This window comes from Mesorhizobium sp. M0276 (assembly GCF_040321755.1).
Lineage (GTDB): Bacteria > Pseudomonadota > Alphaproteobacteria > Rhizobiales > Rhizobiaceae > Mesorhizobium.
In genome coordinates, this window is the sequence record NZ_JAMYSC010000004.1 from 120,805 (window position 1) to 146,330 (window position 25,526).

Here is a 25,526-nt window from a genome sequence, read left to right on the forward strand (position 1 = left end):
GTGCGGGTAACGAGGAGACGACGGATGAACGACAGCATCAGCACCCTGGACGAGCTTTTGAGCGATCCGATGGTCCTGCTTGTAATGGAGCGCGATCGTGTGCGCCCCGAACAGGTGCGCATGCTGCTCGAACGGGTTCGCCGGCCTGCCGTCGATGAGCCCGTCGTTCCGCCGGCGCACGTGATCGCCAGGGCATGCCAGAAACTCTGGCTCTGCCCGTAATCGCCTTGCGATTTTCCTGTAAAGCCGGCCCAAGCTGGGCCGGTTTTCAATCGCTCACACCCCGACGCACCAGCTTACAAATCCGTAAATTGATTATCTGGCCCATGACTATAAGGCTTGCCGGGGATTGACCTCGACCGGTCGGTCCGCACCAGCCGATCTCTCATGCATGGAATTCGCCATTGGTCGACATCTGCACTCAAGGCCTGGACACGGGCTTCGTCGGCCTGGGCTATGCCAAGGTGGCGATCCTTGGCGTGGTGCAAGGCATCACCGAATTGCTGCCGATTTCCTCAACCGCCCATATGCGCATCGTGCCGGCTGTGCTTGGCTGGCAGGATCCGGGTTCCGCCTTCTCCGCCGCCATGCAACTCGCGGCTCTTGCCGCGGTGATCAGCTATTTCTGGGGTGACGTCAGGGGCATCCTGTTTGGTTCGCTCGATGCCCTGGCGCGGCGCGATTTCGCTGACCGGCATTTCAAGCTGGCGCTGTGGATCGTGCTGGCGACGATCCCGATCGTTATTGCCGGGGTGGCGCTGTCGGGCCTGCTCAATACCTGTAATTCGCCGCTGCGTAGCCTGACGGTGATCGGCTGGGCCTGCATCGCCATGGCGATCCTGCTGGCGCTGGCCGAGATTCTTGCCCGCCACCGGCGCACTGTGGACGAAGCCTCGCTGGCTGACGCGCTGCTTGTCGGCATCGCCCAGATCGGCGCACTGATTCCGGGCGTGTCTCGCTCAGGTTCGACCCTGACCGCGGCACTGGGGCTCGGCTTCAAGCGGGCCGAGGCGGCGCGTTTCTCGTTCCTGCTCGGGCTGCCCGCGATTGCGCTCGCCGGCCTCAAGGAGCTTTGGGAACTGCACAAGGTCCATCTCGACGCCCATGGCTGGTCGGTCCTTGCCGTCGGGCTGGTCGTCGCCTCGATCTCCGCCTTCTTCGCCATTTGGGGCCTGATGCGTGTGCTGGAGCGTTTTTCGGCCTGGCCGTTCGTCATCTATCGCGGCGTGCTCGGCGTCGTCCTGCTGCTGGGCGTCGCGATGGGCTGGCTCGTTTAGGGCACTTTCACAGTCTCGCTTGAAACGGGCTATATCCGTACCGGACCCCGAATCTGGATTCCGGTACGCGCATGGATTTTTTGACCCTTCTGCAATCGGTGCCGCCGCTGCTGGCGCTGGCCAAGAGCGCGCTGCCGTCGGTGGCGGCACTCGGCATGGGGTTTGGCCAGTGGGTTGCCTCGCTGCCGCCATGCCGGGACTTCGCCTTCGAGGCGACCAGCTATCTCGTGTGCGAGGTCGATCCGAAACGATATCAGGTCGAATTGTTCTGGAAGGACCCGGCGGGCAAGCCGTTTCAGTCGCTGCACAATCTCAGTTCCTCGCAGCAGGCCGCCGGGCGCACGATGCTGTTTGGCATCAATGCCGGCATGTATCATCCGAACCTCGCGCCGGTCGGTCTTTATGTCGAGCAGGGCCAGGAAATGGCTTCTGTGAAGACCGGGTCGGGAACCGGCAATTTTTCGCTGCAGCCGAACGGCATTTTCTACATGCGCGACGGCAAGGCGGCGGTCCGCGCCACCAAGGATTTTGTGAAAAGGCGTCCGCCCGTCGACTATGCGACGCAATCCGGGCCGATGCTGGTGATCGACGGCAAGCTGCACCCTAAATTCCAGGCCGACGGCACCTCGCGAAAAACCCGCGATGGTGTCGGCGTGCGTAGGGATGGCGTCGTCGTCTTCGCGATTTCGAACGGCACGGTGACCTTCCATGCCTTCGCCCGTCTTTTCCGCGACGCGCTCGGCTGCGACAATGCGCTGTTCCTCGACGGCACGATATCAAGCCTCTTCGCGCCGGCCATCGGCCGCAATGACGACTACTGGAATCTGGGGCCGATGATCGGCGTTTTCAGGAAGCCCTAGCGGCTTTGCCGACCCCACAAGGCCGGCGGATCCCTTGCGCGGAGAGTCAGATTTCGCTGTTTGACCTACGTGAAAAAAATTGATTCAAACTTTATTGGTAATTTCTCATTCATAACTGGTCCGGTTTGTCCGTTGGCCGTCGTTTTGCCCTCGGTCTGTTGTGTTTTGAGTACAGGTCCAGATGCGGATTCCGGGCGCCGTCAGTTTCTTGATCGCATCGCTATGCCTTGCCGGCTGCACGTCGACGGCCGGCGTCGATGCCCTGGATTTGCAGAAACCGTCGAGCGAAACAACCAGTTCAGTGGTGCGGCCGCCGGCACCCATCGCGGCAGTACCTGCGTCCGCGACCAGACGCGCGCCACGGGCGGAAACGGCGCCGGTAGACGAGAGCCCCCGGCCTTTCGGCCTGGCCGAAGAAGAGACGGTGGCACTTTCAGCACCTGACCCGTCGGACAGCGTCGATCCGATGGTCGAGCCGGCGGCCCTGGTATCACCGCCGAGGCTGCTGAGCCGCGCAGCACCGCCGATGCTTGCCGGGCCCGTCACGCGCTATGGTTTTCGCGACGCCAAGCCGATCAATTTCGGCAAGGCTTCGCCCCGCCACCTCGCCGTGCACGGCGTCGACGTCTCGCGCTGGCAAGGCAACGTCAACTGGGAAAAGCTACGCGCGCAGGGCGCCAACTTCGCCTACATCAAGGCGACCGACGGCGGCGACCATCTCGATCCGATGTTCAACAGGAACTGGCGCAATGCCGACGCCGCCGGCCTGAAACGCGGTGCCTATCACTTCTTCTACTGGTGCCGCACGGCGGGCGAGCAGGCCGACTGGTTCATCCGCAACGTGCCCAGGGTCGAAGGCGCGCTGCCGCCGGTGATCGACGTCGAATGGAACGGCGAGTCCAGCTGCAAGCGGCGGCCCTCGCGCGAGAAGGTGCTGGAGAAGATGCAGGTGTTCATGGACAGGCTGGAGCGCTATTACGGCCAGCGGCCCATCATCTACACCGCGCCCGATTTCTATCGCGACAATCTGCGCGGCGCCTTTCTCGATTATCCGTTTTGGGTGCGGGCGGTGGCGCGCCACCCCTCAAAGGTCTACCCAGACCGCAAATGGCTGTTCTGGCAGTACTCCGGCTCCGGCCTGTCGCATGGCGTCACCGGCCGCATCGATCTCAACGTTTTCCATGGCGACGAGCGGCAATGGCGCGCCTGGGCCGATGGGCGGGTTTCCGTCGCCGACGCCAACTGACGCAGTCCACAGGTCCGGAATCCTTCGCTATGTTGGATGATGCGACCGGGATCGGGGCTACGCCGGCTGCGATGGCGAAGAATGGAACAAGTTCCTGGCCGTGAGGCCATCGTGACGCGCCGCGGACTGTGCTGTTTGCGCTGCTAGGGGCCACTATCGCGTCAGCTGAACGCCGGTGTCTGTCCGCGATGAGCAGTCGCCGCATATGCCCATCCTATCAGCGTGGCCGGCGATGCGATTCATCGAAGGTGACATAGGCCAGGACCGCGGAGAATGATCCGAAATAGGTCAAGACAGCAGCGGTGATCATGAGGTCGTAAGTCGACACGTTGGTTCTCCCTTCGATTGATATCGAGAAGACAGCACACGCGGTGAATGTGCGTTGATCCAGATCAATGGAAAGACAGTCGTTTCTAATTCCGAAGGGGAGGTTTGGAGAATAGACAAGACATTGCCACCGCCTTGCTGTCTATTTGCAGGTTCCTGCACTCCTGGGGGGAGACGAGTTGGAGCTCAAGATTCTGCTTGTCGGCTTTGCCTGCGCGGTCGCCGCCATGTTGTCGCTCGTTACCTTCTTGAAATGGCGCGAGGTGCAGGCGCTCAGCCGCTGGCTACCGGCGCCGGGAAAGATCATCTCCTCGCGCGTCGAGGCACGCGAGGTCCGCAGCTCTGGCAGCGGCTCGGATAGCAGCGATTCCACCGAGATGCGCAATTTCCCGGCCATCACCTTCGAGTACAAGGTTGGCGGCAAGACATTTCAAAGTTCGCGCTACAGCGTTCAGGAGAACCTTGGAAATTTCGAAGTCACGGAGACGCTTGCGCGGTTTCCCAAGGGCGCTCAGGTGACGGTGTTCTATGATCCGGCGGCTCCGGGCAAAGCCGTGATCGAGCGCACCATGCCCGAAGGCGCCTTCAAGTTCATGGTCCAGCTTTCGGCGGGGCTGGTGATCGGCGCGCTGGTGCTGGTGTTTTCCGTCGGCGGCATCCTGGAGGCGATCGGCCCGCATCTACCCAAGCCGCAGAACCTCGGCGCCGGTGCGCTGCTGTTGTTCATGGGCCTGTTCGCCCTGCGCATGGGCTTCGCCCAGAAGTCGCTTGCGGAGCAGGCGGCAAAATGGCCGGTCGCCGCCGGCCGCATCGACTCGTCAGGCCTGCAGGCGCTGCGAACCCATGAAGGCTATCGACACTGGCGGACCGTCTTCAAATCCTGCATCGTCTACTCCTATGGCGTCTCCGGTCAGCGCTACAGCGCCGATCGCGTGACCTTTGGCGCCACGGTGACGGCTTCGCTGCCCGGCCTTGTCGGCGGTCAGGCACGGCAGTATGTCGAGGGCAGCAAGGTCGACGTGCACTATGACCCCGCCAATCCCGGTTCGGCGGTGCTCGAATGCCGGGTGCGCGGGCTCTGGATGCTGTGGGTGTGTTCTGCTGGCTTGCTCGGCGGCGCCGCCTTTCTGGTCGGGCTGTTCTGAGGCGCCGGGATGCCGTCAGCAGCGGACGAGGGGGCCGCTGTCGAAGCCAGGCCAGGTGAACCGCAGCGTGGCGCCATATCTCGCGATATGAATGATACGCGTGAACGGCTCCTCGATCGACGGGTCAGAGCCGTAGCATTGGCTTGCCTTCACCACCCAGCCCGTCGGGTTTTTGCGAAATGTCGCGTGCTCGCAGCCGAATTCGGGAAGCGACAACGCGGTCTGTTCCACGGTGAAGACGGTCTTGCTCTGGACGTCGGCGGCCGCGTGGCAGTTCAACCTGTCGCTCGACCATGTCCCGACATAGGGCGCCGCCGCCAGTGCCGTGCTGCCCGCGAATGCGGATATCGCCATCATCATTACCAAACGCTGCATCACCGGATTTTTCCCCATCGCCGTTGCGCTCGACCATACAGGCTGTTGAGCATCAAGGTATATGTTTCGTCCAGGAGCGGATAAACGCAGCTGTTCCGGATTTCGCTTATGCTTTTGCCCGGATGATGCGACTGTGCGGGCCAGTACCCAGGCAACGCTTTCCCAGGGACATCTGATGATCACCCGCACACTGGCCTTCGTTTTTCTGGGCCTGCTTGGCCCGATGCAGGCGGCTAACGCCAAGGACTGTCTGCTGAGCCACGCCACCTATCGGGAACCGCGCTCGGGCGCCGTCATGCAATTTCGGCCGCTCGACAATGAACCTGCGGCGCTGACGGCCGAAGTGTTTTCGCTGACCGTGCCCAACACCGGCACAAGCCTGCCGGCCGACATCACCTGGACCAACGGCAAAAATTCGTTTCCGCTCGGCACCATCCGCCACACCTGCACCGACGACGATCGCGAAGCGGGCCTGCAGGATGGCAGCGGGCTGTGCAGGATATGGGATGGGCAGGTCTACGCTTTGACCGGCGGCGGCGCCGAGCAGTTGAATTCGCGCGAAGCGACACCGGCGCCGAAAGGGCTGCTCTTGCCGGATTTCGGCGTGGCTTTCACCGAATGGCCCGATTTCGCCAATGCCAATCCAGACGGCTCGGCGTGGGATGCCTTCACTTTGACGGGATGCACCGATGAATAGCGCCATCAGATCGATCGGCTTGACCTACGCCCTGCTTGCATCCGCGACGATACCCGCCGTGGCGGATGAGCCGGCTCCATCGCGCCCACCGATCGACAAATGCGTCTGGGAGAAACTGGCCGACGAGGCTGTCGGACTCGCCGCCTGGGTACAGCGCTGCGACTTCGGCTTCCGCCAGATCCACTTCGAATTCGCGGGCAACGCGCTTGCAATCAAATACAGCGATGGCGGCGCGGCCGACCCTCTTGTCGAGGTCTTCGACATCATATCAGGCGAAACCGCCGAGGCCGCATTGCAGCGCCTGTTCCTGGAAAAGACCGACAAGGCTGTCAGCGCGCGCTGCGTGCTCGCGCCCTACACGGAGGGCCCAGTGCCCGCCGGCGTCAAGCGCTACACATTCAGCCCCGACGCCGACTATGCGAAAGAGCTGAAAGCGCTTGCCGATCCCGACGAGGTTGCAGAACCGCCCTGCGGCGACTGGGGCGAAATGCCGGACGGCATCCAGTATTTCGATGTGCATGAGGGTGAGGCGCGGAAAGTGCTGTTCGTGCGGATAGGACAGGACGAACCGTTGTTTGACGAGCAGACGCTGCGGGTGTTGCCGGCCGGGTAGGCCATGGATCCGAGCTTTAGGCTACTTCAAATCGCGGGTGCTCGCGCCAGTGAGGCTTTTCTTTCATCACCTTGTGCGCAAAAGAAAAATCCTTCCTTCTTGCCGCAATAAATCTGTTGGCCCATTGGATTTGAAGACCATTCAGAAAAATAAGGATATCTTGAGATATCGGTGCGTATTGAGAATCGACGAGCATAGCGATCTTGGCCTTCGCCTGCCGTAGTCTTTCCTTTGCATCTAAGATGACTGATACACCGCTTTGAAGCGGTAGGGCGCCCTCTACGAAAACCTTAAGCTGCATCTCGCTTATTTTTTGCTCAGCCTTGGCGCGTTCTTTATGAAAACCATCAATGATCGAAGGGCATAGAAAGCCTAGGACTAAGTCTGAAGATATCGGCAAGTAAATTTCGATTCCTGGTACACCTAGTCCGATGTTTCCATATGGTCCAAAATCATTGTAGTTGTGCATTACAAGCGGATTGTCCGAAATGTATAATTCCCCAGCGCAGCGCTTTTTCAACAAGATCAATTTTTTGTTTATCAAGTGTGCCGCTATCTCGTCTATTTTACCAAGATTTATCTTGAGAAGACAAAATTTTTCATATTCTTCGTCTGAAAAATACTCGGGAATGTCATTCGTTTTCAGACCGGGGAATCGAAGCTTGGCTTCTTGGAATATGCCAGAATAGCTTTGACGCGAGGACTTCGAACGGAGATGTTGCACGACAACAAAACAACAGAGCGTTGCCAAATCCATAGGGCTTAAGAAAGATACGGTTTCGTTGGCAATTATGCTTTCAAGAACTGGCTTCGCCAAATTCTCCAAATATGTAAATTTACTTTCAAAATCTAGATAAGAATCATCTTTTAATTGAACCACATTGTAGTCGGCTTCACCCATGATGTTGCGTGGGTTAGTTCGAAATTCTTTGCAGGTCGATTTGTCAAAGACATGGCACTGTCCTTCTGCGCAAAAATTGCGCAGAAGGAATTGTGGAACATAATGCTGGTTCTCGCGAGGCATCAGCTCTCAGCTGCACCCGCTCGTCGAGCCGCAGGTATCGCATTTCTCACACGTCCCGTTGCGCACCATGGTGAAATTCTGGCATTCGGAGCAGGCATTGCCGGTGTAGCCCTGGAGCAGCGATTTGGCGCGGCGGTCGTTGGCGAGTTTCTTGGCTTCGGCCGCCTCGACGGCCGCGGCGTCGGTGAACAAGCCTGCCGTGGCGTCGGCTGCAGCCGCCTCCTCGAAGGCGATATCCTCGGCCAGTTCCTTCGCCCGCTCCTCGTAGTCGCGCTTGTAGGCGACCGCTTCGTCGCTTGCCGGTTTCAGCGCCAGCACGTTGGAGCCGGAAAAGGCTGTCGGCACCGAGCGGGCAGGGGCTCCCGAAGGGGCTGCAAAGCCTTTCGGATCGTTGCCGCTGACGCGCGACACCAGCTTCACCGGCGAGGCGCCACGGGTCAGGCCCTTGGAGACCGCATCCGTCTTGCCTTCGCTGATGCCACGGCCAAGCGCGGTGTTGGAAAAGTCCGACTGGTCGACATGGGCGAGGTCGTTGCGGCCGAGATAAGAGATCGCCAGTTCGCGGAACACGTAGTCGAGGATCGACGTCGCGCTCTTGATGGCATCGTTGCCTTGCACCATGCCGGCCGGCTCGAATTTGGTGAAGGTGAAGGCGTGCACATATTCGTCGAGCGGCACGCCATATTGCAGGCCGAGCGAGATGGCGATGGCGAAGTTGTTGAGAAGGCCACGCAGCGTCGCGCCTTCCTTGTTCATGTCGATGAAGATTTCGCCGAGGCGGCCATCGTCATATTCGCCGGTGCGCAGGAAGATGGTGTTGCCACCGATCTTGGCCTTCTGCGTGTAACCCTTGCGGCGGCTGGGCAGCTTTTCCTGCTCGCGCGACACGCGTTCGATGATGCGCTCGACGATCCGCTCGGTGATCTGTGCCGCGCGCGCTGCCGCCGGTGCGGCGATCAACTGCTCAAGAGCTTCGTCCTCGTCGTCCTCGACATCGGCGAGCAGCGAGGAATTGAGCGGCTGCGACAGCTTCGAGCCGTCGCGATAGAGCGCGTTGGCCTTCAGCGCCAGCTTCCACGACAGCATGTAGGCGCCCTTGGCGTCTTCCACCGTGGCATCGTTGGGCATGTTGATGGTCTTGGAGATGGCGCCGGAGATGAAGGGCTGCGCCGCCGCCATCATCTGGATGTGGCTGTTGATCGACAGCGAGCGCTTGCCGATCTTGCCGCACGGGCTGGCGCAGTCGAACACAGCCAGGTGTTCGGGCTTGAGGAAGGGCGCGCCTTCCAGCGTCATCGCACCGCAGACATGGATGTTGGCGGCCTCGATGTCCTTCCTGGAGAAGCCGAGCGCCGGCAACATCTCGAACGAAAAGTCGTTGAGCTGCTCGTCGGTGAAGCCGAACGTCTCCTTCACCCAGTCGGCGCCGAGCGTCCACTGGTTGAAGACGAACTTGATGTCGAAGGCCGACTTCAAGGCTGCGTTGAGCGCCGCGATCTTCTCGTCGGTGAAACCCTTTGCCTTGAGCGCGCCGGGGTTGATGGCGGGCGCCTGGTTGAGATTGCCGTGGCCGACCGCATAAGCCTCCATCTCGCCGATCTGGGCTTCGGAGTAACCGAGCGTGCGCAGCGCCTCCGGCACGGCGCGGTTGATGATCTTGAAATAGCCGCCGCCGGCGAGCTTCTTGAACTTCACCAGGGCGAAGTCGGGCTCGATGCCGGTGGTGTCGCAATCCATGACCAGGCCGATCGTGCCGGTCGGCGCGATCACGGTCGCCTGCGCATTGCGGTAGCCATGCTCCTCGCCAAGCTCGATGGCGCGGTCCCAGGCGGCCTTGGCGTGGGTGGCGAGCTCCTGCTGCTTCAGGTCGGAAGCGACCAGCGGCACCGGATTGACGGCGAGCTTCTCATAGCCCTGCCTCTCGCCATAGGCGGCACGGCGATGATTGCGCATGACGCGCAGCATGTTCTGCGCGTTGCGGTCGTAGTCGGCGAAGGCGCCAAGCTCGGAAGCCATCTCGGCCGATGTGGCATAGGCGACACCCGTCATGATCGCGGTGAGTGCGGCGCAGATGGCGCGGCCCTCGTCGGAATCGTAGGGAATGCCCGAGGTCATCAGCAGGCCGCCGATATTGGCATAGCCGAGGCCGAGCGTGCGGTATTCATAAGACTGTTTGGCAATCTCCTTCGACGGGAACTGCGCCATCATGACCGAGATTTCGAGAACGATTGTCCACAGCCGTACGGTATGCTCGTAAGCGGCGATGTCGATCGTGCCGTCGGCATTGCGGTAGGGGAGCAGGTTGATCGAGGCCAGGTTGCAGGCCGTGTCGTCGAGGAACATGTATTCCGAGCACGGGTTGGAGGCCCGGATCGCACCGGCGGAAGCGCAGGTGTGCCAGTCGTTCATCGTCGTATTGAAATGCAGGCCCGGATCGGCCGATGCCCAGGCGGCGTAGCCGATCTTTTCCCAGAGATCCCTGGCCTTCAGCGTCTTCAGCACCTTGCCGTCCTTGCGGGCGGTCAGGTGCCAGTCTCCATCGTCCTCGACAGCGCGCAGGAAATTGTCCTTCAGCGACACCGAATTGTTGGAGTTCTGGCCCGAAACCGTGAGGTAGGCATCCGAATCCCAGTCGGTGTCGTAAGTCTTGAACGACATCGACTTGTAGCCCTGCTTGGCGAACTGGATGACGCGGTAGATGTAGTTCTCCGGCACGGCGGACTTCTTGGCCGCCTTGATCTCGCGCTTCAGCGCGGAGTTGATCGACGGATCGAAGCAATCGTCGCCATTGCCTTCGCAGTTGACGCAGGCCTTCATGATCGCTTCGAGATGCTTCTTGACGATCTTGGAGCCGGTCACCAGCGAGGCGACCTTCTGCTCTTCATTGACCTTCCAGTCGATGAATTCCTCGATATCGGGGTGGTCGGCGTCGACGATGACCATTTTGGCGGCGCGGCGCGTCGTGCCGCCCGACTTGATGGCGCCTGCCGCGCGGTCGCCGATCTTGAGGAAGCTCATCAGGCCGGACGAGCGGCCGCCGCCCGACAGCTTTTCGCCTTCGCCACGCAGCAGCGAGAAGTTGGAGCCGGTGCCGGAGCCATATTTGAACAGACGCGCTTCACGCACCCAGAGGTCCATGATGCCGCCCTCGTTGACGAGGTCGTCCTGCACGCCCTGGATGAAGCAGGCGTGCGGCTGCGGATGCTCGTAGGAGGATTTCGACTTGGTCAGCTTGCCGGTGAACGGGTCGACATAGAAGTGGCCCTGGCTCGGGCCGTCGATGCCATAAGCCCAGTGCAGGCCGGTGTTGAACCATTGCGGTGAATTCGGCGCCACGCGCTGCGTCGCCAGCATATAGGCAAGCTCGTCACGGAAGGCGCGCGCGTCTTCCTCCGACGCCTTGAAGTAGCCGCCCTTCCAGCCCCAATAGGTCCATGTACCGGCCAGCCGGTCGAACACCTGGCGGGCGTCGATCTCGGAGCCGTAGCGCTCGGCTTCCGGCAGCTTGGCAAGTTCGGCCTCGTCGGCGACGGAGCGCCACAGGAAGGAGGGGACGTCGTTCTCCTCGACCTTCTTCAGGCGCGCGGGGACACCTGCCTTGCGGAAATACTTCTGCGCCAGGATGTCGGCGGCAACCTGGGAGAATTGCGCCGGCACATCGATGTTGTCCAAGCGGAACACCACCGAACCATCCGGATTCTTGATCTCCGAAAGCGCCTTGCGGAATTCGATCTCCGCATAGGCTGATTGTCCTGGCTTGGTGAAACGACGCTCGATGCGCATTGGTCCGGTCCCTTTTGTCTATATATAGCGCTTTCGTCAGGGGATTTCTGCCCCCAATGCGAGACGCGCATGTCCGCCGTCTGCCGGCGTTCGAAAACGGCCGGCTCTCCATTTCGCGGTCTCCGCCGGCCTGCTGGTCAAAACTCCTTGCGAAGTAACTGTCCAACGCGCCGACGAACCCACGGGTCCCTCAAAACTGATTTTTTTCGATTCCCTCATTTGAGGGAAATTCACACTATCTAGCGTCGAACCTACCTGCAAACACTAAATATAGTATTAACAGACAATTTATTCAAGCCCGACAATTGTCCCAATTGTCCCCAACCGCCCCACAATTCCAACGCTTCCGCCGGCCTCGTAAACGGGCGGAAATGCGAGCAAAAACGCACATAATCCGGGAAAAAGACCGGGCTCAGAACTTTCCGGTCGCACTCTCAACAGAAGCGCATGGCCTATAAAAGGCGACTCGTTTTGCGCCGTCAAGGATTCGTTTGCGTTGCTTTTGTGACCCCAACATCTTGTGTGTCACACATGTGGATAACGGGGATAGAAAGCCGGCGCTGCGATCGCAATTTGCCACCCAATGAGAAACGTGGATGCGGCAAGGCTCACACTATTGCCAGTGGCTCGATTGCCAGCGGCTCGGGGCTGAGGCCCAAGCTTGCCACGCCAGGTCCAGGCAGGATCAGCCGTAGTGAAGCCGGGGTTTTGGCTCGGTGCCGGTGAACTGCACTCCGAGGCGGTCGTTGTGCCGCCAGCGAACCTCGCATCGATAGGCAATGCCGTCGAGCGGCACATAGAGAAGGAAGCGATCGGGAACGCGGGCTTCGAGCGGTATCTTCAGTTCGGCGCCGCTTTCGTGCTGATTGCGCAGCGTGCAACCGACTTCCGAATTCGAAATTCCGGTAATGATCGACCCGCCCTTGAGCACGCGCGGACGATGCTCGCGCCGGGGCTGGCCGGACTGGTTCGGATTTGCAGGGTTCGCCATCGATGAAAAATACCAGAGCTGCCGAATCGTAGCCTCGATTCCTTAGCAAAGCATTCACGTTGAGGCGCGGCGCCGTGGCCGTTCAATGTCCCTTCAGGGGAAGCTGTGCGGGTCGGCACAGAAATAGGCGATGATCTGGCAAAGGTCGGGTTCGTTGATCATGCGCACCGCTTCGCTGGAACTGACCCATTTGCGGGTGCGGGAGTTTTTTTCCTTCCAGCGGTCGGCGACCTTGTCGACGTGCAGCGGGAACACCAGGACCTCGCACGGCACTTCTTCGCCGGAAGCCAGCATCTTGGCGTAGAAGTAGCGGCCGGCTTCGAGATGAGAGACAGTCCCGCGCAGTCCGGCTTCCTCGCCGGCCTCGCGCGCAGCCGCCTCGCAGAGCGGCTCCCTGGCCTCGGGCCAACCCTTGGGCAATACCCAGCGGCCGGTGTCGCGGCTGGTGATCAGCATGATCTCGACACCGTTTCCGGTATCGCGCCAGGGTAGGGCGGCAACCTGCAGCCGGCACGGCGCCGTGCCGAAGAGCCGTCGGACCCTTTCGGCCAGATGATTATGCGTCGTTGGCCTCGTCAACATCGAAGAAGCTAGCCCCAGCCTCCGGAATCGTTTGCCGTCTCACGAATCTTACGGCTAATTGTCGGCAATAAAAGTAAAAAATTTCGTTCGCCCGGTTGAGTTCCGTCGATAGATGTCGATTTCACAAAATATCTGGCCCGCCGGGCCCGTTTGCGAAAGCAAATAGCGCCCGGTGCAAGCTGCTGATCTGTAACAGGCAGGTTGTTGCGAATCAGCCGGCGTGGTCGTCGGCGATCGGCTTCTGGTAGGTGAAGCCCATGTCCCATGGAAAATAGATCCAGGTGTCCTGGCTGACTTCGGTGATGAATGTGTCGACCAGCGGCCGGCCTTTCGGCTTGGCATAGACGGTGGCGAAATGCGCCTTCGGCATCATCGCGCGCACGATGCCCGCCGTCTTCCCGGTGTCGGTCAGGTCGTCGATGATCAGCACGCCGGCACCATCTTCGGTGAGCAAGGTCGGTGTAATCTCTTTGAGGACCTGCATCTGCCCCTGACTGGTATAGTCATGGTAGGAGGCGACGCAGACCGTCTCGATGACCCGGATGCCGAGTTCGCGTGAGATGATCGCAGCGGGAACCAGCCCGCCTCGGGTGATGCAGACGATCGCTTTCCACTGGCCCTTATTGGCGCCGGCAAGCCGCCAGGCGAGCGCGCGGGCATCACGATGGAACTGGTCCCAGGAGACCGGAAAGGCTTTTTCGGGAAGGGACATGTCGCGCACTCCGCAGCACGCGGGGATCGCGCGCAAGAAAACAGGGGAATGCGCGCGGAATTAGCTGGAAAGCCCCCGTCTTGGCAAGAGCAGCGGTCTTGGCAAGAGCAGGGGTCTTGGCCAGGGCAGGCCTGAGCGATCGCCGTGGACTTCAAACGCGTCGCGTCAAAACAGATTCATGCGATCCGCTTCAAGTCTGCATATCGCTGTCTCGACCATTTTGCGCGACATGAATCAACGCGACAGGAAGGCTGCCACCGGCGCGGTGCGCAGCACACTGCGGGTCACGCCGCCGAACAGAAGTTGTCGCAGCCAGGAGTGGCTGTAGGCTCCGAGCACCAGCAGGTCGGCGCCGGTCTCCGCGATCCTGGTCTGAATGATGTCATCGATCGAATTGCCGCCCGACTGTTGCAGCGAGACACTGACGGTGGCGCCGTGGCGCGACAGCGCCGACGCGATTTCGGCGCCGGCCGCCTCCGGGCTGTCGTCGAGCGTTTCAGGCGGGTCGATGACCAATATGTCGGTCTTCTCGGCTTCGATGATGAAGGGCAGCGCGTCGAAGGCGGCGCGCGCCGCCTCCTTGCTGCCGTTCCAGGCGAGCAGCACGTGTTTGAAGGTGGTGATCAGCGGGCCCCCATGCGGCACCACCAGCACCGGCCGGCCGGCATCATAGACGAGCGTGTCGACATCCGCGCTCGGGTCACCGCCCGTTTCGCGCTGCGCCGCAATGATCAGATCGGCGGCGCGCACGCTCGAAATGCCGGTCAGCGCGCTGTCGCCCGAAAAGCTCTCAAGGCTTCGCCACTCGAAGGACAGGCCGGAATCCTCGATACGCTTGAGGAAAGTCGCTTCCAGTTTTTTAGCGCGCTCCCGGTTCATGTCGGCCGAAACCTGCAGGAATTCCGTGTCCGGAAAGCCCGTGGCCGAAGTGTAAGGCACGGGAAGCGTTTCGGCGTGGATACCGATCAGATGGCTCTGGAACCGGGTGGCGAGCGGAATGGCGCAGTCGAGCACGCGCTCCGCGTCCTGCTCGTTCTGCAGTATGGCGACGATGGTTTTGAAGCGCATGATAATCCCTCAATCTGCGAGCTACCGAACTCGTGCCGAGGAAACGTTGCAGCGTCGTGCTTGGTTCCGGTCTGGACAGATCAACCGGAATTGCTTGCGAACCCGGTGACCATTGCCTCGACATCGGCACGCGCGGCATCCAGGGCCGCCTGGCTGCGGGCACGCACGACCAGTTCGGTCCAGAACTTGCCGTCGCCATATTTCGGGTAGGAGCCGATGATCGTGTCGGGATGCGCTTTCTGGATATCGCCAAGCGGCCCGCCGATGAGGCCTTCGCCGAATGGGCAGGGCACGGTTGCCGACAGCATTTTCGTACCCGCCTTTAGCGTCGGCACGACATTGTCGAGCATGGCCTGGAAGATCGACGGCACACCGGCCATGACATGGACGTTGCCGATACGGAAGCCGGGTGCGACGGACACCGGGTTGTCGATGAGATCGGCACCGCGTGGCATGCGTGCCATGCGTTTGCGGGCCTCCGTGTACTCGATGCCGCGCGCGGCGTAGCTTGCCGCCAGCAGTGCATAGGCCTTGGCATCGTATTCGCAAGGCACGCCAAAAGCCTTGGAGACGGAATCGGCCGTGATGTCGTCATGCGTCGGGCCGATGCCACCGGTGGTGAACACGTAAGTGTAACGGGCGCGCACGGCATTCACCGCAGCAATGATTTCGTCTTCCTCGTCCGGGACGATGCGCACCTCCTTCAGGTCGATACCGATCGCCGTCATGATATCAGCGAGATGGCCGATGTTCTTGTCCTTGGTTCGGCCAGACAGAATCTCATCGCCGATGACGAGCATGGCGGCGGTTACGATTTCAGGCATGGAAGGCTCCGGCATGACGGGTAGCCTGAGATAGCGCGGCTCGGCGGCGGCCGCAATGCCGCCCCGGACAGTGAACAATCTGCACCCATAAACCGAGATATATCCATTGCATGCCCGACAGGGTGCCGCGCCACAGAAGTCGACCGTCGAAGTGTGCGGCCTTCGCGCTCGCGGTTCGAGGGGAAGGTTGCACCTGGATCGGAGGCAGGTAAGCTCATGCGGGCTCAGGTGCGGGTGAACGATGATCTTGCCGGTTCTGTCATGGCTTTTGGGCACGCTGCTCCTGATAGCGATCCTGGGGGTCGCCAGTTTGGTGGTCGCGACGCTGTGGATCGCGGCCAAAGCCGAAAGGCTGGTGCCGCCGGTCGGAAAATTCATCGAGATCGACGGCAACCGCATCCATTATGTCGACCAGGGTGAGGGGCGGCCGATCGTCTTTGTGCACGGGCTTGGCGCTCAACTCCATCATTTCCGGTACACTCTGTTCGGGCGGTTCGGCCCGGGCTACCGGTTGATCGCGCTCGATCGGCCGGGGTCGGGCTATTCGGGGCGCGCGAGCGGCGCCACGGGTCGGCTGCCCGAACAGGCCGAGATCGTGCGACGCTTCATTGAAGCCCTGGGGTTGGAAAGGCCGCTGGTGGTCGGCCACTCTCTGGGCGGCGCCGTCGCGCTGACCTTGGCCGTGGAGCACCCCGAGGCGATTTCCGGCATCGCGCTTTTGGCGCCATTGACCCATCTGGAGGCCGGCATGCGCGAAAAGTCCGGCTTGCTCTACATTCCCTCGCGTCTGCGGCGCTGGATCATGGCTTACACCATGGCGATACCGACAAGTCTCCGATATGCGCGGCCGACAATGGAATTCATCTTCGCGCCTCAGGTTTTTTCTGCTGACTACATGGTCGACGCAGGTGGTTGGCTCGGGCTGAGGCCGGCCCATTTCTACGCCACGTCGTCCGATGTCGTCGCGGTCGAGCAAGATCTCGGTCGCATCGAGCGGCGCTATGGCGAAATCGTCATGCCGACCGGCATTCTCTTCGGAACGGCCGACCGCGTCATCGATATCCGTACCCATGGCGAGCCATTGCGGAGCACGATCGAAAGACTTGATTTTGAATCGATCGACGGCGTCGGCCACATGCCTCAATTCGTCGAGCCGGACCGGGTCATTGCCTTCATCAAACGCCTTGCGACCCGTGCGTTCTCCGATTCGATATCAAACCGGCTTCACGACAATTTCAAGGAACCGTTCGGCTGACTGCTGGCTTTTATCCTGTCGCTCCAAGGCGACCAAGATAGGAGTAAAAGCGATGTACACAAAACTTCTCGCAGCATCCGTCCTGACCATCGGTCTCGCCACATCGGCGATGGCGCAGTCGTCGGACAGCAACTATTCCAACCATCGCTGGTGGTTGTTCGGCAATCAAGATCGGACGGCTGTCGATACCAACACCACCGGCAGCATCAATGCAGATAGGTCCGGGTTGAACACTTTGGGCAACACCGGCGGGATTGGCCCATGTGCCGATCACACGCCCGGTCCAGACGCTAATTCCAGGCAGAACGTCAACGATCAGTACTGCGGCAAATAGGGCCACGTAGCGGCTGCTGGCTGCGGGACGTTTCCTCTCCGGACGTCTGCGGCTGGCGTCCCGCTCAATGCAGCCAAAAATTGACTGTAGACTTAATCGGAAACCTCTGTCTGCGGCCGATCCCGACCGTCGGCCAGTTCCTCATGCCATTCGCCATCGGCATCCTCGTACTGGATGCCGTCCGTGGCTCCGGCGATCCGTTGCTCGGCCGAAGCGATTTCGGCGGCGCGCAATGCGTCCTGATGGGTGGGAAACGTCTCCGAGAAGGTCGCTCCAACCTTGTAGGCCCAGCCGCCGTCATGCTCGACGATCTTGTAAGTCAGTTTCGCCATGAAAGCCTCCAGTTGAAAGGTCCGACCGCTCAATGCAGCCGGTCGTCGGGCAGTTTGTCGTCGGGCACCAGAACTTCCGATTCCTTGGCAGCTTCGATCAGCGCCCGGCGCGCATCCGCTGTCGAACGATAACCTTCCAGCACTTTGAGGCAAGTGTCGAGGGCATCACGATGGCGCGGCCCGCGATTGAGCGGCCACACTGTCATCAAGCATTCCGCCGCTTCCTTGGCGCTGCGGATATGGCGATATTTGCCGACGTGGCCAAGTTCGACGACGACCGGCACTTCAAAAGGTTTGTCGTCCATGATGGCCGCAACGCAAAGCAGTCAATTTGGTTGCAACCATGGCCTTCAGCCTGCGTCGAAAAAGTCGCGTCGCGTTTCCTTAGGTCTTCGTTTGATGCATGTCGTAAAAACCGGATCCACTTTTGGGTGACATGCACCGGCGTCTCAGTAGCCACAGTCGTTGCGCAGCCAGCGTGCGTTTGCCCAGCCGGTCCGGCCGCCGATTTCGACCTGATACCAGTTGCCGCGTCGGTCGAAGATCTCGGTATGATCGCCATTGAACAGCTGCCCGACCATCCGCGACGACGAGTTCGGCCGCGTCCGCACGGCGAGAAAGCCGCTGCCGGTCGCCGGATTGTAGCGACCGGAGAGGCCGTGCACCGTGCCCTCGCAATATTGTGCGCCGGCCGGCGCCGATGTGCCGATCCAAAGTCCGGCCACAACGGTCAGCGCTGCAACCGGCAAGAATGCCCTCAACGACATGATTTCCTCCCAAGCCCGACCGCGCCCGCCGCAGCCTCACCGACCGTAACAGTTTGCGGCGAGAATTGAAGCGGGGCGAACTGTCCAGGGTAGAGGGCAGGTTGGACCGGCAGAACGGGCCGATCAGCCCGCCGCCTTCATCCAGTGCTGCATCGTGGTCACTGAGCGCGCAAGCTGGGGCGCCGGGTGGATTGTCTCGCTGAACGTCGCCGCCGCACGCCAGCCCCAGCGCGGATCGGCGAGGAAGGCGCGCGCCAACGCCACAATGTCGGCGCGGCCTTCGGCAACGATCGCTTCGGCCTGCTTCGGGTCGTCGATCAGGCCAACTGCACGGGTGGGAATGCCGGCGCCCCTGCGCACAGCCTCTGCCAGATGCACCTGGTAGCCGGGACCGGTGGGCAATTTCTGCAACGGTGAATTGCCGCCGCTCGAGCAGCAGAGATAGGCGACGCCAGCGTCCTTGAGTGCTTTCGCCACTTCGATCGCATCCTCCACGTCGAAGCCGCCATCGACCCAATCCTTCACCGAAAGCCGCGCACCCAGCATCAGTTTTGGCGTCGCCTTCCGCACCGCCTTGGCGATTTCGACGACAAGACGCATGCGGTTCTCAAGCGAGCCACCCCAGCGATCGGTGCGTTGGTTGGACAATGGCGACAGGAACTGGAAGATCAGATAGCCATGCGCGGCATGCAGTTCGAGGAAGTCGAAGCCCGCGCGTTCGGCGCGCCTTGCCGCGTCTGCGAAGCGTTCGATGAGCTGCAGGATTTCTTCGTCCTCCAGCGCCCGTGGCACGTTCCAGCCGGTGTCGTAAGCGATGGCCGAGGCCGAGACTGTCTGCCAGGGGTCTTCATCAGGTTGCAGCGGTCCGCCGCCCTCCCACGGCTTGCGATTCGAGGCTTTGCGGCCGGCATGGGCAAGCTGGGAGCCGAACTTCGTGCCGGGAGCGGCGACGCGTCTTGCCGCGTCGAGCGCCCGGCGGGCAGCTGCCTCATTGTCTTCGGAATAGAGGCCGAGGCAGCCATGCGTGATGCGTCCGCGCCGCTCGACATCGGTCATCTCGACGGTGACCATGCTGGCACCGGACATGGCAAGGTTCATCCAATGGTAGAGATGCCAGTCGCCGGCCGAGCCGTCTTCGGCCGAATACTGGCACATCGGCGCGACAGCGATGCGATTGGGAAAGGTAAGGCCGTCGAGGGTGATCGGCTGGAAAAGCGATATTGTCATGAAAAGCGCTCCGGGGAGGGGTAGCAGCTATTTAGGCAACCGTTCGCGTCTACGCCAGACACGAGGCGGTGAAACGGGTTCTGGACCAAACACTGAGGGCATTGCCGAAACGCTGGTTCGCGGCTAGGCCTCGACCCGAAAGCATGGAGATCATGATGGAAGATCGCGTTCGCATCCGTTCGGAGGAAATTCTCTCCGACGACTGGGCCGTTCTGAAGAAGACCGTCCTCGACTACCGCCGGCGTGACGGGGAGTGGGAGACGCAGGTGCGCCAGACTTATGATCGCGGCGACGGCGCGGTGATCCTGCCTTACGATCCCTCGCGCTCGACCGTGCTCCTGGTGCGCCAGTTCCGTTATCCCGCCTACGTCACCGGTCACCGCGAGCCGCTGATCGAGGCCTGTGCCGGGCTGCTCGACGAAAACGATCCGGAAACCTGTATCCGCAAGGAAGCGGAGGAGGAACTCGGCTACCGGCTGCAGAATGTGGAGCGGCTGTTTTCGCCCTATATGAGCCCGGGCAGCGTCACCGAACGGCTCTGGTTCTTCATCGCCCGTTATTCGCCCGCTGACCGCATCTCGGCAGGCGGCGGTGCGGCGGACGAAGGCGAGGACATCGAGGTTCTGGAAATGCCGCTCGACGAGGCGCTGGCCGGCATTGCCGACGGCCGCATCATCGACGCCAAGACCATCATTCTGATTCAGCACTTGAAGCTGAACCCGATCCCCGCCTGACCCTTGGCGGCGATCCGGCGCCCTACAGGCATCGAGCGCTGGACCACGGCGTCACCGAAGCAGACCAACTGACATGGACAGCCACCGGAGGTCTTCTCGAGAAGACAAACCGAGAAGGGCGTCGGCTTTGCGTTTTGGCAACCATTTTAGTGATAGCTGATTGAATTATGGTTTTGCGAGTCATGCGTTGAAGTCATCGACCGTTCACCGCTGATTTACGGGAAGAAAACGCGATGACCCCAACCGATCCGCCGATGGAGCGACGCTCTCACACTCGTGGGATTGTCCTGAAGGATGCGACCATCATCACGGACGATGCGAAGATCGATTGCTGCGTTCGGAATCAACACGCTCACGGTGCGGAATTGCGGGTTGACCCCGGCATCACAATTCCCGACCGTTTTACCCTTCAAGTGCCTGAAGATGACGCCAGCTATCGAGCTGTGGTGAGGTGGCGAAGGCGTGAGCGCCTTGGCATTCAAATATATTGAGTTGGAATGCCGCAGGCCCATCCGCAGAAAAGCAACGGAAGCTGGGATTCTCAATTTCACCTGCGCGCGGCCATCTGGCGCGCGTTCATTCGGTTTTGTCAGTCTGCCGATGATTTTGATTTGAAGCAATGCAGCTTCTGGTTGCGGACATAGAACGCCGGCTGCAACCTTAGGGCTTGGACATGACTTTTCATGCAACGGCCAAACGCATTGTGCTCGGCACAGTCGTCTTCGTTCCAGCGATAGGGCCGCTGCAGTGGAACATTAGCGCTGCGTGAAAGTTGAATTCCTAATCGAGGCTTTCAAACCCGGGTAGGGAAAATGTCCGTATTGGCGTTTGCTTTGGTCTATAATTCGGGGCTGGCCGGCGACGACCTCATAGGCGCTTTCGTATCATTGATGGCATGCTTTGTACTTTTCAACGTCATGGCGAAGGATCGCGCAAATCGCTAGCAAGGGCGCGTTCCTCGACACCGCATTTTCAATTCAATTGTTGGGGTCGAGGAGCACCTGCCAAAGGCGGCTCCATTTCCTTGAGCAGCCTATGCTAAACCGCATCACCAGAGGGGTAGTTTAGCGACGGCGATCCAGAGGTGAAGACAATACCGGCGGCCTCCAATGCTCGGCGAATGCGAGTAAGATTGCCGTTGCGGGGAATCCTGTTGCCATTCTCAAATTCGCGGATGGTGTCTTCGCTAACATCGGACCTCGCGCCAAGTCGAACGCGCGACCAATTCAAGAGCGCTCGTGCTGCTCGCGACTGCTCTGCCGTAACGTTTTGCAAGCGATGCCTCCGTCCCGAAAAACCTGCTGCAAGAACAGCGGAATGGGCGGAAGGTTCCGACAACATTTTCAGCTGCGACTTAAGTCCTGTCCCGCGAAGCAACGGTCCCAGAGCAAAGCGCCGCCGAAAGCAGGGCGGCCCCCTCGGTGCGGCGCGCGCTCGAATGAACGTGCGGTAACAGTTGATTCAACCATTGCTGGTATATTGTAGTGTAAGGTGGCGGCTCCGACAGTCCGGCGGGCGCTCAGTGCCGGAGCCGCCTGCGCAGTCCGGTTGGGTTTGACCGCGCCGTCCTATTCTGGGACAGCGCGGTCAACGATTCGTTAAAATCCTCCGGATCTGATTAAGCGCGCGCTAATTGAATCGTTATTTGCGAGTCGGGCCGCGACCGCCGGCCGGTGTTCTTCACCTGCGTGCCTGATTATCAACGCCAGGACGAGGCACGCTGCATGCGGATTCGATCGCACTGAAGTGCTGGACGATTTCAGTAACGCCTCGGCTGAAGTGAAAGCACCAGCCCGACAATCAGGCCGAGCACGAAGCCCAGCGGACCTGTGATGAAGATGCCGAGCAGCGGGCCCTGATTTGCTTCGGGCGTGAAGACAATCGGCCCCACGAACCCGCCGATAAAGCCGATGACGCCAAGGATCGCGCCCCATCGAAACATCGTGGCAATCATACCCGATCCTTCCGCAGCCTCAAGTCAGCGCCGCCGCCGTTCTCGGCGGTGACCTCGGCGCCGGCAGATTCAAGAGCTCTTGCATTGGTGTAGTTTCGTGGCAGGGCCAGGTCAGATTCAAGGCAAGCTCCGATTCCCGCTCAAAGTCAAATCTTGCGCACGCTCCGGCTACCCGCACGGCTTCCCACGAATGATCTCCTTGGGCATCCACCACCTCAGAATGCTATAGTCGTTGGAATTCAATCTGGTGCGGACGACGGGAATCGAACCCGTACGATCAGAGATCGAGGGATTTTAAGTCCCTTGCGTCTACCAATTCCGCCACGTCCGCAGGCCAGCCCTTTTCAGACGCCAGACACAGGCCGTCAAGTCGTGTTCTTTGGCCTTGGCCGAACGTGCAAACAGGCCGGGCGGCTTGGCGATACTGGCGCGATAATCCGCGAGGCCGGCGCCTCTCAGGCCCAACCCATTCCCCCGCCCATACGGAGCGCCGGCCGCCCCAACTCTTTTGAGGTGGTTCCTCAAGCTCCCCTTCTGGCCGGCAAAGCCATAACAGTGGGCTGGTTCAGAACTTATAGCTCAAATTGATCCCGACCGTGTTGAGCTTCACGTTCTGATCGCGATCGTTGAAGGGTTCCGCCACGTCGTAGTGCTCGGAGCCGAAATCATAGTAGCGATACTGCGCGCCGACGACGAACTTGTCGGTCAGTGCGTAGTCGACGCCGGCACCCACGGTCCAACCGACATTTGTGCGCGTGCTGGCGAACGCCGGACCCGCGACTTGCGATGTCTCGATGCCGGCAAAGGCGACGCCGCCAATACCGTAGACCAGCAGGCGATCCATGGCGTAGCCGGCCTTGGCGTTGACCGACCCGAACCATTTGATGTCGGTCCCGAATGGGCTTCCCAGGCCCGATTCCGTCGTGCCTTCGATCGACGAATAGTTGAGCTCTGCCTCGGCGCCGAGCACCGCTTGGTCGAACTGCCACAGGCCGGCGACATGGCCGCCGACGAAGCCGCCATCAATATCGGGGGTGATGGAAAACGGCGCGCCTTCCGTCGTTGATATATCGGATCGGCCCCAGCCATAGCCGCCCTGCAGACCGGCGTAGTAGCCCGTCCAGTCGAAGCCGGGCGCTGTCATCGGCACGTCGACCATCTGGTCGGCTGCAAAAGCCGGCACGGCCGAAGCGACAAGAAAAACGGCACTTGCGACCATCAGGCGACGCATCGAACTCCCCGAAATGGCGATCCAGAAATGTCCTTGCGGAAAGGGTAACCTGATTTGCCACAAAACGGAATTCCATTCCGACTGCGACCAATATGTGGTGAAGACGGCGTAATCCGTTGATCGACAGGAGCAAAGACCGTTCAGCGCTGGCCAAAACCACATCGGCTTGGCACAGTCGGGCAAACAGGAGTCTTTCATGACAAAGAAGCCGTCGGGGCATGCGACGAAACCCAAACCCTGGACCGAGATGGCGACGCATCTGGTCGATGTCGCCATGGGGCGCAAACCCGCCGATCTCGTTATCCGCAACGGCCGCTGGGTGAACGTCCATTCGGGCGAGATCATCGCCGGCACCGACATCGCCATTGCCGGCGGGCGCTTCGCCTTTTGCGGGCCTGATGCAAGCCACGCCATCGGCCAGGGCGTCACCAAGGTGGTCGACGCAGGCGGGCGTTATCTGGTGCCCGGCCTCTGCGACGCGCACATGCATGTCGAGAGTGGCATGGTGACGGTGACCGAGTTCTGCCGGGCTGTCATTCCGCATGGCACCACGTCGATGTTCATCGATCCGCACGAGATCGCCAATGTACTGGGGCTGCCAGGCGTGCGGCTGATGCATGACGAGGCCGTCGCCATGCCGATCAACGTGCATGTGCAGATGCCGTCCTGCGTGCCTTCGGCGCCGGGGCTGGAACATGCCGGCGCCGAACTGACGGTCGCCGATGTGGCGGAAGCGATGACTTGGGAAAACATCATCGGACTGGGAGAGGTGATGAATTTCCCCGGCGTCGCCGCCAATGATCCGGTCATGTCGGGCGAGATCGCCGCGACGGTCAAGGCAGGCAAGACGGTCGGTGGCCACTATGCCTCGCGCGATCTCGGTCTGCCGTTCCATGGCTATGTCGCAGGCGGCCCGGAAGACGACCACGAGGGCACGCGCGCCGAGGATGCCATTGCGCGTGTTCGCCAGGGCATGAAGGCGATGCTGCGGCTGGGTTCGGCCTGGTACGACGTGGCCTCGCAGATCAAGGCGGTGACGGAGAGCGGGATCGACCCGCGCAACTTCATCCTGTGCACCGACGACAGCCATTCCGGCACGCTGGTTCATGAAGGCCACATGGACCGCGTGGTGCGCCACGCCATCCAACAGGGGTTGAAGCCGGTGACGGCGATCCAGATGGCGACGCTCAACACCGCCCGGCATTTCAAACTGGAACGTGAGATCGGCTCGATTGCACCGGGTCGGCTGGCCGATCTGCTGATCGTCTCGGATCTCGCCGCAATGACCATAGACGAGGTCTATTCACGCGGAGTCAGGCTGGCCAAGGGCGGCAAGCTCGAAATCGATATTCCGGCCTATGATTACCCGAAGACGGCGAAGAATACCGTCAAGCTCGGCAAGAAGCTGAAGGGCGGCGACTTCGACATCGTGGCTCCCAAGGGCGCCAACGAGGTGCGGGTGCGCGTCATCGGCGTCATCGAGAACCAGGCGCCGACGCGGGCACTGGAGGCCGATCTGCCGGTCGAGGACGGGCTGGTCGCCATGGATCGCCGCAACGATGTCTGCCAGATCGCGCTTGTCGAGCGCCACAGAGGCACGGGCGGCGTTACCAACGCCTTCGTCTCCGGGTTCGGTTACATGGCCGACTGCGCCATGGCGTCCAGCGTGGCGCATGACGCCCACCACATTATCTGCGTCGGCACCAACAAGCAGGACATGGCGCTGGCCGTGAACCGTCTGGGCGAGGTCGGCGGCGGCGTCGTGCTGTTCTCCAAGGGCAAGGAACTGGCGCTGGTCGAAATGCCGATCGCCGGGCTGATGTCGGACGAGCGGGCGGAAATCGTCGCGGCCAAGGCGGACAAGCTCACCGAGGCGATGCGCAAGATGGGCTGTTCGCTAAACAACGCCTATATGCAGCACTCGCTGCTGGCGCTGGTCGTCATTCCCGAGCTCAGGATTTCCGATGTCGGCCTGATCGATGTGACGACTTTCCAGAAGGTCGACCTGTTCGTCTAGGATTGGTCGATATTCAGGTGATGCCGGCCTGCAAACGCCGGTTTCCTGCGCTTCCGGTGCTCACGTACTTAAGTACGCTCCGCTCCGGTTCTCGGACACCACCATTTTCGGCTCGGCCTGACCTGAATCTCGACCAATCCTGGCTGATGGC

General features: G+C 60.9%; 27 protein-coding genes and 1 tRNA gene. 12 read left to right on the forward strand and 16 right to left on the reverse strand.

The annotated features are described in order from the left end of the window. The first annotated feature begins 24 nt into the window (after nt 1-24). The 5 genes from NKJ01_RS05255 (at nt 25) to NKJ01_RS05275 (ending at nt 4,855) form a co-directional block, all read left to right on the forward strand. Nucleotides 25-222, forward strand: coding sequence for a hypothetical protein (locus tag NKJ01_RS05255; RefSeq protein WP_023759485.1), 198 nt, complete (start codon nt 25-27; stop codon nt 220-222). A gap of 182 nt (nt 223-404) precedes the next feature. Next, the gene (gene uppP, locus NKJ01_RS05260) at nt 405-1,277 is read left to right on the forward strand and encodes an undecaprenyl-diphosphatase UppP (protein WP_023759484.1); all 873 of its coding nucleotides are present in this window, start codon (nt 405-407) and stop codon (nt 1,275-1,277) included. 71 nt (nt 1,278-1,348) lie between these two features. Continuing rightward, entirely contained in the window at nt 1,349-2,137 is a 789-nt protein-coding gene (locus tag NKJ01_RS05265; RefSeq protein WP_352726632.1) for a phosphodiester glycosidase family protein, read from the forward strand. A gap of 181 nt (nt 2,138-2,318) precedes the next feature. Then, nucleotides 2,319-3,383 carry a glycoside hydrolase family 25 protein gene (locus NKJ01_RS05270; RefSeq protein WP_352726634.1) on the forward strand — a complete coding sequence of 355 codons (1,065 nt, stop codon included), beginning with the start codon at nt 2,319-2,321 and terminating at the stop codon, nt 3,381-3,383. A 506-nt stretch (nt 3,384-3,889) separates the two neighbouring features. Beyond that, the gene (locus NKJ01_RS05275; RefSeq protein WP_352726635.1) at nt 3,890-4,855 is read left to right on the forward strand and encodes a DUF3592 domain-containing protein; all 966 of its coding nucleotides are present in this window, start codon (nt 3,890-3,892) and stop codon (nt 4,853-4,855) included. Between the two features lie 15 nt (nt 4,856-4,870). Here NKJ01_RS05275 and NKJ01_RS05280 read toward each other — a convergent pair whose 3' ends face one another. Then, nucleotides 4,871-5,230 (reverse strand): hypothetical protein, encoded by a 360-nt coding sequence (locus NKJ01_RS05280; RefSeq protein WP_352726637.1) that lies wholly within the window; start codon nt 5,228-5,230, stop codon nt 4,871-4,873. Between the two features lie 175 nt (nt 5,231-5,405). On the opposite strand from NKJ01_RS05280, the gene NKJ01_RS05285 reads away from it, so the two are divergent. Both NKJ01_RS05285 and NKJ01_RS05290 read left to right on the forward strand, forming a co-directional pair. Continuing rightward, on the forward strand, nt 5,406-5,927 hold the full coding sequence (locus NKJ01_RS05285) for a hypothetical protein (protein WP_352726638.1): 522 nt from the start codon (nt 5,406-5,408) through the stop codon (nt 5,925-5,927). Further along, complete coding sequence (locus NKJ01_RS05290) at nt 5,920-6,540, forward strand: hypothetical protein (RefSeq protein ID WP_352726639.1); 621 nt, start codon at nt 5,920-5,922, stop codon at nt 6,538-6,540. Before NKJ01_RS05285 ends, NKJ01_RS05290 begins: the two co-directional genes overlap by 8 nt. Before the next feature lie 16 nt (nt 6,541-6,556). Here NKJ01_RS05290 and NKJ01_RS05295 read toward each other — a convergent pair whose 3' ends face one another. The 7 genes from NKJ01_RS05295 to NKJ01_RS05325 all read right to left on the reverse strand — a co-directional run bounded on the left by NKJ01_RS05295 (nt 6,557) and on the right by NKJ01_RS05325 (nt 15,524). Next, entirely contained in the window at nt 6,557-7,564 is a 1,008-nt protein-coding gene (locus tag NKJ01_RS05295; protein ID WP_352726640.1) for a DUF4238 domain-containing protein, read from the reverse strand. Between the two features lie 6 nt (nt 7,565-7,570). After that, the gene (locus NKJ01_RS05300) at nt 7,571-11,347 is read right to left on the reverse strand and encodes a vitamin B12-dependent ribonucleotide reductase (protein WP_352726641.1); all 3,777 of its coding nucleotides are present in this window, start codon (nt 11,345-11,347) and stop codon (nt 7,571-7,573) included. Nucleotides 11,348-12,032: 685 nt separating this feature from the next. After that, entirely contained in the window at nt 12,033-12,338 is a 306-nt protein-coding gene (locus NKJ01_RS05305) for a PilZ domain-containing protein (protein WP_352726643.1), read from the reverse strand. Nucleotides 12,339-12,431: 93 nt separating this feature from the next. After that, entirely contained in the window at nt 12,432-12,920 is a 489-nt protein-coding gene (locus tag NKJ01_RS05310) for an NUDIX hydrolase (RefSeq protein WP_352726644.1), read from the reverse strand. 211 nt (nt 12,921-13,131) lie between these two features. Further along, entirely contained in the window at nt 13,132-13,632 is a 501-nt protein-coding gene (gene gpt / locus NKJ01_RS05315; RefSeq protein ID WP_352726646.1) for a xanthine phosphoribosyltransferase, read from the reverse strand. Nucleotides 13,633-13,866: 234 nt separating this feature from the next. Continuing rightward, complete coding sequence (locus NKJ01_RS05320) at nt 13,867-14,700, reverse strand: universal stress protein (RefSeq protein WP_023759469.1); 834 nt, start codon at nt 14,698-14,700, stop codon at nt 13,867-13,869. An 80-nt stretch (nt 14,701-14,780) separates the two neighbouring features. After that, the gene (locus NKJ01_RS05325; RefSeq protein ID WP_352726648.1) at nt 14,781-15,524 is read right to left on the reverse strand and encodes a competence/damage-inducible protein A; all 744 of its coding nucleotides are present in this window, start codon (nt 15,522-15,524) and stop codon (nt 14,781-14,783) included. A 241-nt stretch (nt 15,525-15,765) separates the two neighbouring features. Between NKJ01_RS05325 and NKJ01_RS05330 the strand changes: the two genes are divergently transcribed. After that, nucleotides 15,766-16,779, forward strand: coding sequence for an alpha/beta fold hydrolase (locus NKJ01_RS05330; RefSeq protein ID WP_352726650.1), 1,014 nt, complete (start codon nt 15,766-15,768; stop codon nt 16,777-16,779). A gap of 52 nt (nt 16,780-16,831) precedes the next feature. Further along, complete coding sequence (locus NKJ01_RS05335; protein ID WP_023759466.1) at nt 16,832-17,113, forward strand: hypothetical protein; 282 nt, start codon at nt 16,832-16,834, stop codon at nt 17,111-17,113. Nucleotides 17,114-17,205: 92 nt separating this feature from the next. Here NKJ01_RS05335 and NKJ01_RS05340 read toward each other — a convergent pair whose 3' ends face one another. The 4 genes from NKJ01_RS05340 to NKJ01_RS05355 form a co-directional block, all read right to left on the reverse strand. Then, complete coding sequence (locus tag NKJ01_RS05340; RefSeq protein ID WP_023759465.1) at nt 17,206-17,445, reverse strand: DUF2188 domain-containing protein; 240 nt, start codon at nt 17,443-17,445, stop codon at nt 17,206-17,208. 29 nt (nt 17,446-17,474) lie between these two features. Then, entirely contained in the window at nt 17,475-17,753 is a 279-nt protein-coding gene (locus NKJ01_RS05345) for a DUF982 domain-containing protein (protein ID WP_032907483.1), read from the reverse strand. A gap of 141 nt (nt 17,754-17,894) precedes the next feature. Next, nucleotides 17,895-18,212 (reverse strand): SH3 domain-containing protein, encoded by a 318-nt coding sequence (locus tag NKJ01_RS05350; protein WP_352726653.1) that lies wholly within the window; start codon nt 18,210-18,212, stop codon nt 17,895-17,897. 123 nt (nt 18,213-18,335) lie between these two features. Continuing rightward, the gene (locus tag NKJ01_RS05355) at nt 18,336-19,439 is read right to left on the reverse strand and encodes an NADH:flavin oxidoreductase/NADH oxidase (protein WP_352726655.1); all 1,104 of its coding nucleotides are present in this window, start codon (nt 19,437-19,439) and stop codon (nt 18,336-18,338) included. Between the two features lie 155 nt (nt 19,440-19,594). On the opposite strand from NKJ01_RS05355, the gene NKJ01_RS05360 reads away from it, so the two are divergent. Together NKJ01_RS05360 and NKJ01_RS05365 are read left to right on the forward strand one after the other, a co-directional pair. Then, entirely contained in the window at nt 19,595-20,173 is a 579-nt protein-coding gene (locus NKJ01_RS05360; RefSeq protein WP_352726657.1) for an NUDIX domain-containing protein, read from the forward strand. 254 nt (nt 20,174-20,427) lie between these two features. Beyond that, complete coding sequence (locus tag NKJ01_RS05365; protein WP_352726734.1) at nt 20,428-20,664, forward strand: PilZ domain-containing protein; 237 nt, start codon at nt 20,428-20,430, stop codon at nt 20,662-20,664. Between the two features lie 547 nt (nt 20,665-21,211). Here NKJ01_RS05365 and NKJ01_RS05370 read toward each other — a convergent pair. The 4 genes from NKJ01_RS05370 to NKJ01_RS05385 form a co-directional block, all read right to left on the reverse strand. Next, complete coding sequence (locus NKJ01_RS05370; RefSeq protein WP_352726659.1) at nt 21,212-21,514, reverse strand: helix-turn-helix domain-containing protein; 303 nt, start codon at nt 21,512-21,514, stop codon at nt 21,212-21,214. A 418-nt stretch (nt 21,515-21,932) separates the two neighbouring features. Beyond that, nucleotides 21,933-22,127, reverse strand: a complete 195-nt coding sequence (locus tag NKJ01_RS05375; RefSeq protein WP_050589529.1) for a hypothetical protein — start codon at nt 22,125-22,127, stop codon at nt 21,933-21,935. A gap of 245 nt (nt 22,128-22,372) precedes the next feature. After that, nucleotides 22,373-22,458: transfer RNA gene (locus tag NKJ01_RS05380), tRNA-Leu, on the reverse strand. Between the two features lie 234 nt (nt 22,459-22,692). Beyond that, nucleotides 22,693-23,358: an outer membrane protein gene (locus tag NKJ01_RS05385; protein ID WP_023759427.1), complete on the reverse strand. Its 666-nt coding sequence runs from the start codon at nt 23,356-23,358 to the stop codon at nt 22,693-22,695. Nucleotides 23,359-23,554: 196 nt separating this feature from the next. On the opposite strand from NKJ01_RS05385, the gene ade reads away from it, so the two are divergent. Then, a complete protein-coding gene (ade, locus tag NKJ01_RS05390; RefSeq protein WP_352485700.1) occupies nt 23,555-25,375 on the forward strand; it encodes an adenine deaminase in 1,821 nt (606 codons plus the stop codon). Nucleotides 25,376-25,526: the final 151 nt, after the last annotated feature.